The following is a 15941-nucleotide window of genomic DNA, read 5'->3' on the forward strand; positions in this document are numbered from 1 at the left end:
TATACATTATACATTATACATTATACATTATACATTATACTTTATACTTTATACTTTATACATTATACAAATCAATTTCCTACAATTGTTCTTGCTGTTACAAACTCTTTTAAAGCCAATAATGATAACTCCGTTCCATATCCTGAAGCCTTGCTTCCACCGAATGGAAAACGCGGGTCAGAGCTTGTCATTCTGTTGATATTTACCGTTCCTGATTCCAGATTTTCGATGAAAAACAGCTGACGTTCTTTATTTGCAGTCCAAACAGAGTTTGAAAGCCCAAAAGGAATATCATTAGCCATTTGTAAAGCCTCTTCATCACTTTTAGCGATCATAATCATCCCAAGAGGTCCGAAAAGTTCTTCTTTTAAAATAGGGTTTCCTTCCTGAACACGAATTAAACCGGGTTTAAATTCATTTTCAGAAATTCTTTCCAAAGGAATAATAATTTCAGCCCCATTTTCCAATGCTCTGTTGAATTGAGCTTCCAGCTCATCGGCCAGGTCCGGTCTTGCCATTCCCGCTAATTTAGTTTCCTTATTTAAAGGATCTCCAACTTCATAAGTTTTATATTCTTCAATGAACTTCGGCAAAAATTCATCTTCAATTTTTTCATCAATAATAAATCTTTTAGCGGCAGTACAGGTTTGTCCGCAATTTTGAAGTCTGGATTTTACTCCTGCTTTTGCCGCTTCATCTAAATCTGCATCATCGAAAATAATGAAAGCATCACTTCCACCTAATTCCAATAAAGATTTTTTGATATTCAAACCAGCAATTGAAGCTACTTCTCCACCAGCTTTTCCACTTCCTGTAAGACTTACTCCTTTTACAGCATCATGCTCAAGAATTTCTTTTACGGCTTTATGTCCCACTTCCAGATTCTGAAATACACCTTCCGGAAAACCTGCCTCTAAAAGGACCTCTACAATTGCATTTCCACTTCCAAAACAAATTGAAGCGTGTTTCAGAACTACTGTATTTCCGGCTAAAATAGCTGGAACAGCAAACCTCAATACCTGCCAGAAGGGAAAATTCCAGGGCATTACTCCTAAAATTACACCTTTCGGAACATAATGAACTTCAGAATAAGCAAATTCAGATTCAACTTTTTCAGGTTTTAAAATATTTTCAGCAACTGCATAGTAATTCATCATTAAAGCGCACTTTTCAACCTCAGCAATCGACTCTGAAATCGGTTTATTCATTTCAGCAGTAATAATTCTTCCGAATTTTTCTGAATTGTTCTTTAAAATTCCTGCCGCTTTTGCGATCAGCTTCTGCTTTTCTTCAAACGGTACTTTTCTCCATTCTGAAAATGTCTTATCTGCTTGAATAAGCTTATTTTCAATTAACTGTTCCATAATATAATTTCTGTTTTAAATTCACAAAATGAATTTATTAATGCCTTTATTCTAAAAGCAGTGTGAAAGTAACAAATTCTATTCCTTAAGGCTAAATAAAGTAATGATTTTTCTCTATCGAAATAATATAATTTATTCTCAGACCATAAACCATTCATTCACAAGACATGCGGCCAGCTTGGCTGTTCTGTCCTGAATATCAAGGGAAGGATTGACTTCTGCAGCATCAAGTGCTATCAGTTTTTTACTTTTTAAAATATGTCTGTAAAAATGCATAAAAGGGGTATCTGCAAAGATTCCATTATAGGCGGAAGCGGAAACTCCGGGGGCGATGGATGCATTGAAAACGTCCATGCAGATGGTAAGATAAGCAAAATCTACAGTCTCCATCAGCTCATCGATACGCTGGTAGATGGAAGGAAGATTTTCAAAAAAGAGTTCATCAGCAAGGATATATTTCATCCCGTACTGATGGGCTGTATCAAAAAGCTTCAGAGTATTTGAGTTTCTCTGGATTCCGACATGAAGTGAGTTGATCTGCCCTTCCTGTGCAATTTGCCAGAACCCTGTTCCGGAGCTTGCCCCTACTCCTTTTTCCGGCTGCCTGTTATCAAAATGGGCGTCTATATTGATGATCCCAATTTTCTGTTCCGGAAAAGCCGTTTTCACGCCTAAATAATGCGCATAGGTTACTTCATGGCCTCCTCCTAAAACGAGTGACTTTCCTCCTTTCAGCAAAACTTTTGAAACATTTTTCGCAAGGCTGTTCTGGGCACTTTCAAGATCGCCGTCTTCACAGGTTATATTTCCAAAATCAAGAAGGGAGAAATCCGGACGGATCACAGGGAAATTAGACATATTTTTTCGGATTACATCAGGGGCATCTTTGGCACCCTGCCGTCCTTTATTTCTTCTGACTCCTTCATCTACGGCAAAGCCATGCAGAACAAAATCATCTGCTTTAATATTGTCGTAATTATGTTCTTCCTTAACTCTTTGAAATATTCTGTGGAAAAGAGGTTCTTCTCCGTCTAATCTGCCTTGCCAAGTGTCCTGAAACATAGATCTAAATTAAATTTTAATTACTGCGTTTTATCCAGTAAATCTAAATAATATTGTTTAGATATTAAAACGCTCCTGTGTTCAATTTCAAAAATGCTCCATGACTTCTGTCATTCCTGTAATATGCTGATCTTAAATTATTTTTTTTTCTGATTGGCGTTACTGCTTATGAACATTTCATTTCGCTCTTCTGAAACAATTTCTAGGAATCGTTCATAATGCTTGAGTACATCAGAAATCAGTTCATTCTTTGTAAAGTACTGCACATCATACCCTTCTCTTCCATCTCCGAAATAGGATCTCGGATAGTGGGTTTTATTGTCATCGAGATCGGGAAGATTCTCTTCAGTGATCATGTATTCTGAAACGGTTTTCACTCTATTTTCAATTCCATAAATAAAATTATTGACGATTCCCTGGTGAATCTCTATTTCTATTCTGGCAGGATTTTCATAATGATTTATTTTGGCTTCAATTCCGTTCGCTGCAAATTCCTGCCGCAGATCTGTAAAGGCTTCTTTTGTTTTGATCTGAATAAAATGATCTACCGAAGAGTTATCTTTAAAGGAAACAATATTTTTTAAACGCTCTTTCCAAAACTCGCCTGACCATGGAACGGTTGAAGCAGAAAAGTTAGTCTCATAATATTTCTGGTCAATGATCAGTCCCTTCATCAAACTTACTATAAATAAAAGTATGATGACTGAAAAGGGTAATGCCGTAATTAAAGTCATACTTTGAAGCGCTTTTAATCCCCCGGCGTTTAATAGCAAAAGGGAAAGCACAGCGAGTAAAATACCCCAGAATACAATCTGCCATTTGGGAGATTTTTTAGCATTTTTGGTAGCGATACTGTTCATCACAAATATTCCCGAATCAGCGGAGGTCACAAAGAAAATAATAATGATGGCAATAACGAAAAACCCGGTCAGTGTTGATAAGGGCATATATTCTAAAAACCGGAACATCAATGCATCAGGATCGGACGCCAGTTGACTCAATTTTCCATTTGCAATATTTAAATCAAACCAGATAGCACTGTTTCCAAACACAGACATCCAGATAAAATTGAATAATGTAGGAAGTACTAAAACTGCCAGAATAAATTCTCTGATGGTTCTTCCCTTGGAAATCCGGGCGATAAATAATCCTACATAAGGCGACCATGAAATCCACCACGCCCAATATAAAATAGTCCAGTCATAGAACCATGGCAATGCATTTTTTTCGTAGACATGGGTATTGAAAGTAAGATTGAAAAAATTATTGATATAGTTTCCCAATCCATCCGTAAAACTTCCTATCAGATAGACCGTCGGGCCCAATATTAGTACAAAAAGTAAGAGTACAATGACGCTCATTACATTGATATTGCTTAAAATCTTTACCCCTTTATCCACTCCGCTAATCGCTGAAAATACAGAAAGAGTAATAAGACTGATCACAATAATCACCTGATTGGTAAAACTGTTTTCCGCGGTAATATGAAGTATATTTAATCCTGAACTGATCTGTACCACTCCAAATCCTAAAGTAGTAGTCAATCCGAAGAAAGTGCAACATAATGCAAATACATCAATTGCATTCCCCCATTTACCATTAATCTTATCTTTCAGCAATGGATAAAAACAGCTTCGTAATGAAAGCGGCAGCCTGTACCGGTAAGCAAAGTACGATAAAGAAAGTCCTACCACTCCGTAAATAGCCCAGGCATGAACTCCCCAGTGAAAAAAGGTATACAATTGTGCCTGCTTGGCTCTGCTAACGTAATGATTATCGGCAAAAACTTCGGAAGAATAATGCTGCATAGGTTCTGCCACACTAAAATAAATCAGCCCGATTCCCATTCCTGCTGCAAACAGCATTGAGATCCATGAGAAAAAGGAGTATTCAGGTTTGCTGTCGTTAGCTCCCAGCTTTATATTTGCATATTTACTGAACAGCAGGTAAACTAAAAAGATCACAAACAGAGTGACCGCCCATACATACACCCAGTTCAGATTAATAAATATAAATTGTTTAATCTCGTTTAAAATATTTTCCGTCGGCTTAGGATAAAGAGCCGAAAGAAAACATGTTCCGATAATAAAAATGAGACTTGGAATAGTAACACCTTTGTTGAAAGTAGACTTTAGATTTTCAAATTTCATCAAGTTTATTTTTTCGTATTAATATTGACAGACACCTGGCATAGCCCTGGCAGAAGTACTCAAAGAATAATATGACTGCGTTATTTTCCTTATCAAGGAGTGTACTTAAGAACTATAGAAAATTACTGTTTTATACAATGAATCAACAGTAATGGGGTCACAATATAAGAAAACTTAAATAAAAAATAAAAGTCTGAGGCTGTATTCCGCCTAATTTGCCTTGTAAAAAAATGTATTTTCTTTAATTTACATTGTAGTGTTCAAAGCTCTGCCAGTATTTATCTTTATAAATTTCAAGTGAAATTTTATACTGAGGATTGTCTTTTATGATCCGATCAAAAACTTTAGAAGGCTGCCTGAAGTCCTTGCTTGCAAAGTAAATGCTTTTGGAATTGTCTGCGGTTTCCCTGCCGATATACAAATGACCATCTTTTTGGCCAAGAAGTTCTATTGCATAGTCTTCAATGACATTCATTGTATTGTAATCCGCTTCTTCCGGAAAACCATTATTGTTCTTTCCATCGTAAGAAATTTTCAGGGCAGAAATCCATGGATAAGAGGCTTTTGCATCATATTTTAACAGAGAAGCATTGACTGTGGCCATAAGCGGCATTCCGTTTTCCAGAGTGGCTTCAAGAAGAGAAAACTGATCTTCACTTTCCAAAACCTGCCGGTCTTTATACTTTTCTGTAAATTCTCTTTCTCTCCACAGAAGAAATTCTTTTAGTTTTTCTATGGGAATAAGTTCCTGCTCCGCTTCACTTTTACCTATAATGCTGAAAGTATCAATTTGGGTGGCAAAATTCAACTCGCCCAGGAAATTATCCAGAAAAATACAGATTCCCGTCGTGGCCGATTGTCTGTTTTCTTCGTTTAAGTTTTCATAAACAAACGCCAGATCAATCTCATCCGGATAACCTTGTATTTCATTGGAGTAAAAATAGATATTGTTTTTTGTAAATTCTAAGTCCCCCATTCTCAATCCAATATTTTCAATATTCGTTTCGGGTTTGAGGGCTGTAAATTTCCAATGATCAATCTTAGGAGCAGCGGCAATAAGTTCTTCTGCAAAAATTATTTTTTTTACATCACCTTCTACCGTAATGATAAGTTCGGCTGTATCTTCATCACACATTCCTGAGAGGAAATAGTAACCGTCATTTATCTTAGTAAGTTCAGGAGATATGATATCAAAAAACTGTTCTTCAATATGTTCTCTGCCTTTTACAACTTCAAAAAAAGTTTTCTCTTTTATTAAAAACCAGTCCCAAAAGTCCTTATAGGTTTTGGTTTCTTTCTCCGGCTGTTTTTTGCCTAAGATCTTATCAAAAATACCCATTTTCTATTGAATTTGAGTTCCGCTGATATACACATGTTCTGCATTCAGGCTTCCCTGATTGTAAAGAACGTTCTGAAAATTATCGGTTTTAAACGTTACAAAATCTGCTTTTTTACCCGTTTCCAGTTTTCCTATATCTTCAAGACCTAATGCATAAGCAGCACGGAATGTTATTCCCGCTAACACTTCAGCAGTTGTTAATTTTTCAAATGTAGCCAAAATAGAAGCTTGGGTAATTAAGTTTCCCATCGGTGCAGATCCCGGATTCCAGTCGCTGGCAATGGCTACAATAGCTCCGGCATCCAGTAATTTTCTGGCCGGAGTAAATTTTTCACCTAATCCTAAGCTTGCTCCCGGCAATGCAGTAGCAACAGTATTCGACTGTGCTAAAAACTCAATATCTTCATCAATGGTGGCTTCCAGATGATCTGCAGATTTTGCTCCTACTTCTACTGCAATCCTTGAACTTCCTGGTGTAAACTGGTCTGCATGAACCGTTATATCAAAACCTAAATCTTTAGTTTTAAGAAGGAAATCTTTACTTTCTTCAGGCTGAAATGCAGATTTTTCTATAAATATATCTACACGCTGTGCTAGTTCTTCTTCTTTTACTTTTGGCAAAATCTCTGTAAGAATATATTCTAAATATTCCTGATTGGTTCCGTCAAAATCTCTGGGCTTCAAATGAGCAGAAAGACATGTAGGAACCAGTCTGGCTTTTGTCTGTCCCTGTGCTTTTTTAATGATTCTGAGCATTTTCAGTTCATTTTCCACATCTAATCCATAGCCACTTTTTATTTCAATGGTCGTAATTCCTAATGAAACTAAAAAACTGATCCTTTCTACCAATGTTTTTAATAATTCTTCTTCTGAAGCATTTCTCGTGTGCTGTACGGAGCTCCAGATTCCCCCGCCGCTTTCTGCTATTTCAAGATAGGTTTTTCCTGCATTACGCATGGCAAAGTCATTGGCGCGGTTTCCACCGAAACAGATGTGGGTATGGGAATCTACAAATCCGGGAAGAGCAATCTGCTCTCCTTCAATAGATTCCGTTTCTGTATCCGGATTTTCAGTCTTTAGCATCTTAAAGTTCCCAACTTTCTTAATCAAGCCATTATCAACCAAAATTCCTCCGTCTGTAATAATATCCATTTGCTCATCAGATATTTTTCCTCTTAACGGAAGATCTGCCAACGTAATGATCTGCTTGAAAGGTCCTATTAATTTCATTTGTTTAAGATTAAAGCTACAGCTTGTTTGCAATTAAATTTTCTTCTCAAAAATACTTAAAATATCTCAATATACTAAATTCAAATTGGCTTCAACCTTAGCTATTGTAGTTATCTTTGCCTTTACCTCTGCCTTACAACTCTCCTTTTTGAATCCCTGAATTTTCTCAATCTAAACCTCAACCTTAGTCTAAATTTCCTATCTTTGAAGTAAATGAAATGAATTAATGCCAGACTTTTTACATCCAGATAAGGAAAACTACTCACATGAAGAACTTATGCAGGAGGAGCAGATCCGTCCGCAGAGTTTTAAGGATTTTGCCGGACAGAGAAAAACTTTGGAAAACCTGGAAGTTTTTGTCAGTGCTGCCAAAAGACGTGGTGGTGCTCTTGATCATGTTCTTCTGCATGGTCCGCCGGGTCTGGGTAAAACAACTTTAGCCAATATTATTGCCAATGAGCTTGGTGTTAACTGTAAGATTACTTCTGGTCCTGTTTTGGATAAGCCGGGAAGTTTAGCCGGCCTGCTGACGAATCTGGAAGAAAACGATGTTCTTTTTATTGATGAGATCCACCGCCTGTCGCCTGTTGTGGAAGAATATCTGTATTCTGCCATGGAGGATTATAAGATAGATATTATGCTGGAAAGCGGTCCTAATGCGAGAAGTGTCCAGATCAGTCTGAATCCTTTCACGCTGGTAGGAGCAACCACAAGAAGCGGAATGCTTACAAAGCCAATGCTGGCAAGGTTCGGGATTCAAAGCAGGCTTGAATATTATTCGGTTGAGCTTTTATCGATGATCATTCAGCGAAGCTCAAGGGTTTTGGGAAGTAAGATTTATGAAGATGCAGCGATAGAAATTGCCAGAAGAAGCCGCGGAACACCAAGGATTGCCAATGCTTTGCTAAGAAGAGTACGTGATTTTGCCGAGATCAAAGGAAACGGAGAAATTGAGATCAATATCACAAAGTATGCATTGAATTCTCTTAATGTTGATGAGTTTGGCCTGGATGAAATGGATAATAAGATCATGCGGGTCATGATTGAAAACTTCAAAGGAAAACCGGTAGGAATTTCCGCCCTTGCTACCTCAATTGCTGAAAATCCTGAGACCCTGGAAGAGGTGTATGAGCCTTTTCTGATTCAGGAAGGATTTATCATCAGAACACCCAGGGGAAGAGAAGTTACCGACAAAGCTTACCAGCATTTAAAAATATCCCGTCCAAAAAATCCGGGAGAATTATTTTAACGGTCTATGTTTATTCCAAAATTATACAGAAGTGAAGATCTTGATCTGATGAAAGAAATCATCAGAGACAATGCATTTGCCCTGCTTATTTCTTCCGTTGAAAAAATAAGAGCTACGCATTCCATGATGATGCTTAATGATAATGATCCTGAGAATGTCTATGTGGAAACTCATATTTCCAGAGCCAATCCTCAGGCAAAAACATTAAAGGACGGAGATGAAGTTCTCTGTGACTTCCTGGGAGCCCATACTTATATTTCGAGCAGCTGGTATGATCATCTTAATGTTTCGACCTGGAATTATGAAGCTGTTCAGGTGTATGGGAAAGTACAGCTTATGAATCATGACGAACTTTATCAGCATCTTGATAAATTAACTTCAAAATATGAAAGTTTCCAGAAGTGTCCTGTCATGGTAAAAGATATGGGAAGGGAATTTGTGGAAAAAGAAATGAAAGGTGCTTTCGGGCTGAAAATAATTCCGACAGAAATATTCATCAAGCAAAAGCTTTCTCAGAACAGAAAAGATCATGATTATCAGAATATTATCTCTGAGCTTGAAAATTCGGATGAGAATGGAAGAAAAATTGCTGAGAAAATGAAATTAATAAAGAAATAATAATCAAAATATATATGAAGCTATATCCAATACAATGTGGAAAATTTAAACTGGACGGCGGTGCCATGTTTGGAGTCGTCCCAAAGAGTCTGTGGGAAAAAACCAATCCTGCAGACGAAAGAAACCTGATTGAACTGGGAACGCGTTCCCTGCTTATAGAAGACGGCAAGAAACTGATTCTTGTAGACTGCGGTCTTGGAAATAAACAAGATGATAAATTCTTCGGGCATTATTCGCTTTGGGGAGATGATAATCTTGATAAGAATTTAAAGAAATTCGGTTTTGTAAAAGAGGATATTACGGATGTATTCCTTACTCACCTTCACTTTGATCATTGCGGAGGTGCTATTGAATGGAATGATGACCGAACGGGATACAGACCGGCTTTTAAAAACGCTCAGTTCTGGACGAACGAAAACCACTGGCAATGGGCTACAGAACCTAATGCAAGAGAAAAAGCCAGCTTTCTGAAAGAGAATATCCTTCCAATGCAGGAAAGCGGACAGCTTAACTTTTTGCCTCTTCCTACTACGGGAAATTACGGTTTTGCTCCAGACTTAAAAATGGATGTGATATTTGTAGACGGGCATACCGAAAAACAGATGCTTCCGGTGATTCAATATCAGGAAAAAACGATTGTTTTTGCTGCGGATCTTATTCCTACTGCAGGACATATTAACCAGGTTTATGTAATGGGATATGATACAAGACCTCTTCTGACATTGGAAGAGAAAGGAAAATTCCTGAAACAGTGTGTAGACAATGAATATCTTCTGTTCTTTGAACATGATGCCCACAATGAACTGGCAAGTCTTAAAATGACTGAAAAAGGGGTAAGATTAGACGAGATTCACAGTTTTAATGATGTTTTTGGATATTAATTTTTGATTATGGAAGATTTACATTCAGAAACACAGAAAGCAGAACCGGAACCGGCACCCAAGGTGATCGGACTTACCGGTGGTATAGGTTCAGGAAAGACTACTGTAGCTCATTTTATAGAAGACTTTGGATTTCCTGTTTATTATTCCGATGACAGAGCGAAAGCCATTGTGAATGAAAGTGAGGATTTAAAGGTAAAAATAATAGATTTACTAGGCAATGAAGCTTATGATGCGAACGGACTGTATGACAGAAAATTTGTTGCAGAAAAGGTTTTCAGCAATAAGGAACTGCTTCACGAGTTAAATGAGATTATTCATCCTGCGGTACGTATTGATTTTGAAGAATGGCTTAAAAAACAGACAAAGTATTTGGTCTTTAAAGAGACGGCCTTATTATTCGAATTAAAGCTGAACCGACAATGTTATAAATCTCTTCTGGTTACTGCTGAAGATAATATCAGAGCCAAAAGAGTAATGGACAGGGATGGAAAAACCTACCGAGAAGTAGAATCTGTCATGGAAAAGCAAATGCCTGAAAAGGATAAGATAAAACTTGCAGACTGCATTATCTATAATAATACCAACCTAGAAGATCTTAAGGAACAGACCGAACAGATCATCTTTGCTATTGAATAAAAAAAACCTCGTTAGAAAATTCTAACGAGGTTTTTTTTAAGTTTAACATAACTGCTTGCTATATTTTAGTTAAGGTATTATTCTAACTAATCCCTATAGACACAAGTTTTATAGTATCTTAACAAATAATCATACATTATCATTTCAAATAGTCTTTGATTGGAAACAAAAAGCCTGTTGATGTTCATATGAAAAATACTTTGCAAAAAAGCCTGTAAAGATATTCCTAAGGAATCATTTTCACTATAGGATATGATATTTTGAAGAATATCACTGCTTTCTTCAATATTGGAAATAATTGCCTCCCTCTCTTCTGAAGATTCATCTGATTGAATAAAATCTAAAAATTTAGGTTTAAACTCTCTATATTTTTTATCTAATTGACTATTCAATTTTTTATCAGCATTAAATTCTGTTTTAAAGGCATTATTAAAATCCTTTATCCATTCCAGCTTTTCCTGAAGCGGGAGATTAAGTTTATTCAATACTTCATTAATATAGAAAAGACCAATCATAATTTTTCCTTCATCATCATAATCTAAACATTGAAGTGTAAACTCACTGTTTTTGTAAAATAGAGTTTCAGCATCTTCAATCGTGTTTTTACCATAGCGTTCAATTTCCCTGTTGTAAGTATCAATTAAAATATTTGAAATCTCACCACTTTCTATATATTCCTGTAGAGTCTCATTGATTTTGCCAAGAATTTTGCTGTAATCACCAATATTCCTTAACAAAAATCTTATTCTCAGATGTGGTTTTGGATCATTGTAGCGGACAAAAAACCATTGTGAAATATAATTATCCTTTTGAAAATCTTCTACTAAAGGTTGTATGGCTTCTTCTAAAATACTATCCCCAGTCTTTATTCCCGTATAAATTTTCAGGTAGAGCCACTCGGTTCCAGGAATAAATTTTCTTTTTACCATAGCCTATTTCTTGTTTTTATACATTGGGAAGATAAATTCATGCTTAAAATCATCATTTTCGTTGCATAAAAATTCTTCGATGATAATAGATTTTTTTCGTTTTATAGTTTCGATAAAAAGTTTTGCCATATCATAGTTTTCCAGATTCATTGTTAAAGTATTATCAAAATTCACCCATTGAATCCATGATGGAATCTTTCTCTTAATTCTCCAGTTTTCAAGCTGGATCAGAAAATGCTCTTTATCCAGTAAATCAAAAGAGATAATATCTTTTTCGGTTACCTTCCATTGGGCTTTTGACAATATAATATTCCTATACTCTACTCTTGGTAGAAATTTATAAATATCTTCTAATCCTCCCCATGTAAAATATAATCCTTTTCGTATATCCTGGGAATAAAGATCAGAGAGGAAGTGATAAACAGGTAAAGTATTTCCTGAATAATTATGGGCATTCGTCAAATAAGGTTTTATTTCCTTGTTTTGTTTTTTGGAACGCAAAACAATTCTTTCATTTTTCAAAGAAATGTATAAATCATTTACTGGTATTTGATTTTCTTTTGGTAATACAGATTGTGCCAAATAGGGAATTTCATATTGTCTTAAGGTTGGCCTTCTGATCAAATTTCCGATTCTTGCTTCAGGTAAATGGACAATTTCTGCCAACATATAATCAGAATTTAATTCCTGCTCTTTTTTTGCAATTACTTTTGAAAGGGTTTGTAGCTCTGATCTTTCCGAACAAAATCTTCCCAGCAGATTCGCTGCACTGCTCCCTGTACTGGTATTTAAGAATAGTTTTTCCTGATTATTATCTGAAATAATCTCTGTTAAAAAAGCAATCGTGTCAGGTAAATCATCCCAATTTACTTCAAAATCTTTGAAATCGTCGTCTGACAATTCTATTTTATACCAATCTTCCAGTAAAGCATTTTGTAATTTTTCATTAAGAATTGCATGAACCGGACTCAGTTCAATATGTAAATTTTGATTTTTTTTGGAAGTTGATAGCTGCAAATCTTCCAAATAGGGGTGAAGTCCTTTCGCTGAATTATCTTGCTTATAACCAATTCCAACTTCTACATCGAGTACATACATTAAAGGCACTTCTTCTCCTTCAAATCTTTCGTTAAATGCTTTTTTGAATTTTTCTAAGTAATTATTTTTTTGGAGCCGGTTTAGTTTATTTAAAAAGATAACTCCTTTTTTTATCTCTTTCTTCCAATGATTGGATAAAATAAATTGACTTTCTGAATACAAATCGGTCTGAAAAAGATATTTTTGTTCATACTCAGTATCAAAAGATTTAATTAATTCTTCTGTCTGAGTATAGGCTAAGATTCGATTTCCAATGTTTTGATCCAATTCAGTTAATTTATTTTTTATAGAAATGAGAGTATTTCCGTCTTTATCTGCATCTATTTTTTTCAGAATAAGAATAAGAACGTCTAAAAAATCTTTTCCAGATACATTCGGCTCTAATTCACTTACAAGAACTTGATTATCTATCAGCTCATTAATAAATTCTAAAGATTCTTCTTGAGTTATTTCATGATTAATAAGGGTTTCTGCAAGTTGTTGCAGTGTTTTACCTTCTTTTGACAGTTCAAGTATTTGCTGTAATTCTGTAGATAAGGGGGCAGATGAAATAATATAATCTCTTTTTCCTCCGGTATACTGATATTCTACATAACGGATTTTGTTTCCTATCCTGTAAATACTATTGTTTGGAAATAGCAATAATTTATTTCTTATTTCAGGTAATTTCACAAAATGCTGAGCCAAGGAAACAAGAAAATACATATCCAATTTAGTATCTCTAACTAACTGGTCTCCTTTTATTTGATCCTGATTACTTACATATTCCCCATTTATTACCTCCTCACTAAATTTCCCTAAACTAACACAAGAAAATAAGCCGAATGGTGTACAACGGGTACTCATTCGGCTATAGTATTTTAATATCGTGTTTTTTATTTTTTGATCGTCTTTTGGTAAAAACCGTTTTTCTGAATTTACCCATCTAGCCAACTCTTCATGTAAATATGGCGAAGCTAAATAAATGGCTTCTTTAAAAATAGAATTCTCGGTAATTTCTTTTAATTCGCTGTCTGAAATTTCTTTTTTATTAAGCTTTTTAAAAAAAAAATTGCAAGAAAATAAAGGAGTACGCACAACATACTCATTAAAAAATTGATATGGAAAACGAGACATCTATTTTTTTGTGTTTTCTTTTGGTTGGTAATCAGGATGCCCCAATTGCCAGAAGGCAAATGCAAAAATATCTCCTATGCCGGCATATTGTTGGGCCACAGGAATATTAGCTCCATGTCCTCCCTCAAAATCTATTTTTAGTAATATCACATTGTCGGAAGCATCATCTGCCATTAATTTTGCCGCAAATTTTGTAGGCATCCATGGGGAAACTCTCTGATCATTTATTCCTCCAGTGATAAAAGTTGCAGGATATTTCACACCTTTTTTAATGTGATGGTAAGCATCCATTTCTAATAAGGCTTTAAATCCTTTCGGATCTTTTATACTCCCAAATTCTTGAGGCTGCCCATTAGACGTTACCTCTTCCCTAAGCATATTTAGAGATCCCACTTCTGCAATAACAGCCTTAAAAAGATCTGGTCTTTCTGTCATTGCTCTACCTACTGCAATTCCTCCTGCACTACCTCCCCAAATCGCTATTTTCTCTTTTGAAGTATATTTTTCTTTTATCAGGTATTCTGTACAGTCTATTAAATCTCTCCAAGTATTAGGCTTTGTCTCTTTATACCCCCCCAAACGCCATTGTTCACCTTTTTCTCCTCCTCCTCTAACATGAGCAATTGCCATTATGCCTCCTTGACTTACCCATAATAAATAACTTTTAGCAAAAGCAGGACTGTCAACTACTCCATAAGAGCCATAAGCTTCTATTAACAATGGAGATTTACCATTTTTAACTAAGTTTTTATTGTAAATCAAAGATAATGGGATTTCTTCTCCATCTCTGGCTTTTACAGTTATTTCTTGCGCTATTATATCTTTGAATTCAGGGTATTCTACAATTGGTACAAGGTTTTCCGGCTTGAAAGTATTAGTTTTAGCATCATATCTAAAACGTTGCTCATCATTTGCCCATCCTGAACATGTTATCCAAATATCCGGGAAATTTTGTCCTTTAGATTCTAAATCAATATTTCCTGATAGGAATGGAAGCCGGATAGGAATATCTTCCCCATTTTTATATAAATATAATTTAGCTTCTACTCCGTTTTTAGTGGTAGTATAATAGATACCATCTTTCGTAATTTTATATCCTTTTATAATTTCATCTTTTCTTTCAGGAATTAAAACTTCAGCATTTTTAAAATCTGGGTGATCAATACTGGTTTTACATAATTTATTAAGAGATGAATTATAGGATGATTGGAAAATAACTTTACCATTCCAAAAATCTAAATTTTTAGCTTTGTCACTTGATTCAGAAAAGGGTTTCCAGTTTTTCTTACCGGCTAACAGATCTTTTTTACTTATTATAAATGTTTTCCTGTAAGATTGAAAGTCTACTAGCATTCCTTTATAATACTGATCTTCAATATTATATTCCAAAATCATCGGAAACTGGTTTTCAGTAATTTTTAAATCAGGATTATTTTTGGCAGAAAAAACGTCAATTACTTTTTTGGGATCTGTTCCTAACTTATATAAAACAGTTTTGGTATTTTTATAAAAATCTATAGATTTTGGGTCAATTGTTGAAAAAGCGACATAAAAAAAGCCACTATTGTCATCTAACCATTTTACCCCATCAAAAGTAGCAGGTGCCGTATTTGCAATAAATTCAGGATAAACTTGTTTTTTTTTCACATCGATGATAATCAAATCTGAAAGCTCTACTCCCTTCTCTACCATTGAAACAGCAATTTTATTACCATCCCAACTAGGGCTAATATAATTGATTACAAATTCATGATTCGCTTCTGAATTTTTATAATTGGCAGGATCATAAAGTAATTCTTCTTTCTCTGAGCCTCTTTCTCTATAGTATAGTTTTGCTATTTTTTCATCAGCATTTCTTTTTAAATAAAAATATTTATCATTATTAGTCATTTTCAATTCAGATACAGAATAGCCTCGCCTTTTATCAAACTCTAATCTTTTTTCTATATAATAGTTTCTTTTAGGAATTAGATTAAGAACAGAATTTGTATAAGCTGTCTGTGATTTCATCCAATCGATCGTCTGAGGATTTTCTAAATCTTCTAGATTTCTATACTCATCCACTATCTTAGTATCAAAATATAGATCTGTTGTAGGCTTTGATACAGCTGTATTTATTTTTTGGGCACTTATATTGAGTATACAAAATTTACTAATAATGATAAATATTAATTTTTTCATTTCTTACTTAGAGCCTATTTAAATTTCTTAATTTATTTTTTTGTACAGAATATAAATCTCTTTTCAAAGTCTATATTTTGAATAT

12 protein-coding genes are annotated in these 15941 nt (G+C 35.0%); 4 read left to right on the plus strand and 8 right to left on the minus strand.

Annotated elements, in window-relative coordinates:
* Positions 1–71 precede the first annotated feature (71 nt).
* The 5 genes from LC418_RS19320 to hutI form a co-directional block, all read right to left on the minus strand.
* Positions 72–1364, minus strand: a complete 1293-nt coding sequence (locus LC418_RS19320; protein WP_223560322.1) for an aldehyde dehydrogenase family protein — start codon at positions 1362–1364, stop codon at positions 72–74.
* A gap of 138 nt (positions 1365–1502) precedes the next feature.
* A complete protein-coding gene (hutG, locus tag LC418_RS19325) occupies positions 1503–2426 on the minus strand; it encodes a formimidoylglutamase (protein ID WP_223560323.1) in 924 nt (307 codons plus the stop codon).
* Between the two features lie 137 nt (positions 2427–2563).
* Positions 2564–4576 (minus strand): BCCT family transporter, encoded by a 2013-nt coding sequence (locus LC418_RS19330; protein ID WP_167409408.1) that lies wholly within the window; start codon positions 4574–4576, stop codon positions 2564–2566.
* Positions 4577–4817: 241 nt separating this feature from the next.
* Entirely contained in the window at positions 4818–5915 is a 1098-nt protein-coding gene (locus LC418_RS19335) for a DUF695 domain-containing protein (protein WP_223560324.1), read from the minus strand.
* A gap of 3 nt (positions 5916–5918) precedes the next feature.
* Entirely contained in the window at positions 5919–7145 is a 1227-nt protein-coding gene (hutI, locus tag LC418_RS19340) for an imidazolonepropionase (RefSeq protein WP_223560325.1), read from the minus strand.
* Between the two features lie 226 nt (positions 7146–7371).
* Here hutI and ruvB point away from each other — a divergent pair, with 226 nt between their 5' ends.
* The 4 genes from ruvB to coaE are packed head-to-tail and all read left to right on the plus strand — an operon-like array spanning position 7372 to position 10532.
* Positions 7372–8394: a Holliday junction branch migration DNA helicase RuvB gene (ruvB, locus tag LC418_RS19345; RefSeq protein ID WP_111955432.1), complete on the plus strand. Its 1023-nt coding sequence runs from the start codon at positions 7372–7374 to the stop codon at positions 8392–8394.
* Positions 8395–8400: 6 nt separating this feature from the next.
* On the plus strand, positions 8401–9012 hold the full coding sequence (locus LC418_RS19350; protein WP_223560326.1) for an FMN-binding negative transcriptional regulator: 612 nt from the start codon (positions 8401–8403) through the stop codon (positions 9010–9012).
* Between the two features lie 14 nt (positions 9013–9026).
* Positions 9027–9893: an MBL fold metallo-hydrolase gene (locus LC418_RS19355; RefSeq protein WP_223560327.1), complete on the plus strand. Its 867-nt coding sequence runs from the start codon at positions 9027–9029 to the stop codon at positions 9891–9893.
* A 9-nt stretch (positions 9894–9902) separates the two neighbouring features.
* Positions 9903–10532: a dephospho-CoA kinase gene (gene coaE / locus LC418_RS19360; protein WP_111955438.1), complete on the plus strand. Its 630-nt coding sequence runs from the start codon at positions 9903–9905 to the stop codon at positions 10530–10532.
* Positions 10533–10618: 86 nt separating this feature from the next.
* Here coaE and LC418_RS19365 read toward each other — a convergent pair whose 3' ends face one another.
* Genes LC418_RS19365 through LC418_RS19375 form a run of 3 tightly spaced genes read right to left on the minus strand, consistent with a single transcriptional unit; the run spans position 10619 to position 15856 of the window.
* Positions 10619–11461: a thiopeptide-type bacteriocin biosynthesis protein gene (locus LC418_RS19365; protein ID WP_223560328.1), complete on the minus strand. Its 843-nt coding sequence runs from the start codon at positions 11459–11461 to the stop codon at positions 10619–10621.
* 3 nt (positions 11462–11464) lie between these two features.
* Positions 11465–13675, minus strand: coding sequence for a lantibiotic dehydratase family protein (locus LC418_RS19370; RefSeq protein WP_223560329.1), 2211 nt, complete (start codon positions 13673–13675; stop codon positions 11465–11467).
* Entirely contained in the window at positions 13676–15856 is a 2181-nt protein-coding gene (locus LC418_RS19375; protein ID WP_223560330.1) for a prolyl oligopeptidase family serine peptidase, read from the minus strand.
* Positions 15857–15941 lie beyond the last annotated feature (85 nt).

Source organism: Chryseobacterium lathyri, assembly GCF_019970085.1.
Lineage (GTDB): Bacteria > Bacteroidota > Bacteroidia > Flavobacteriales > Weeksellaceae > Chryseobacterium > Chryseobacterium lathyri.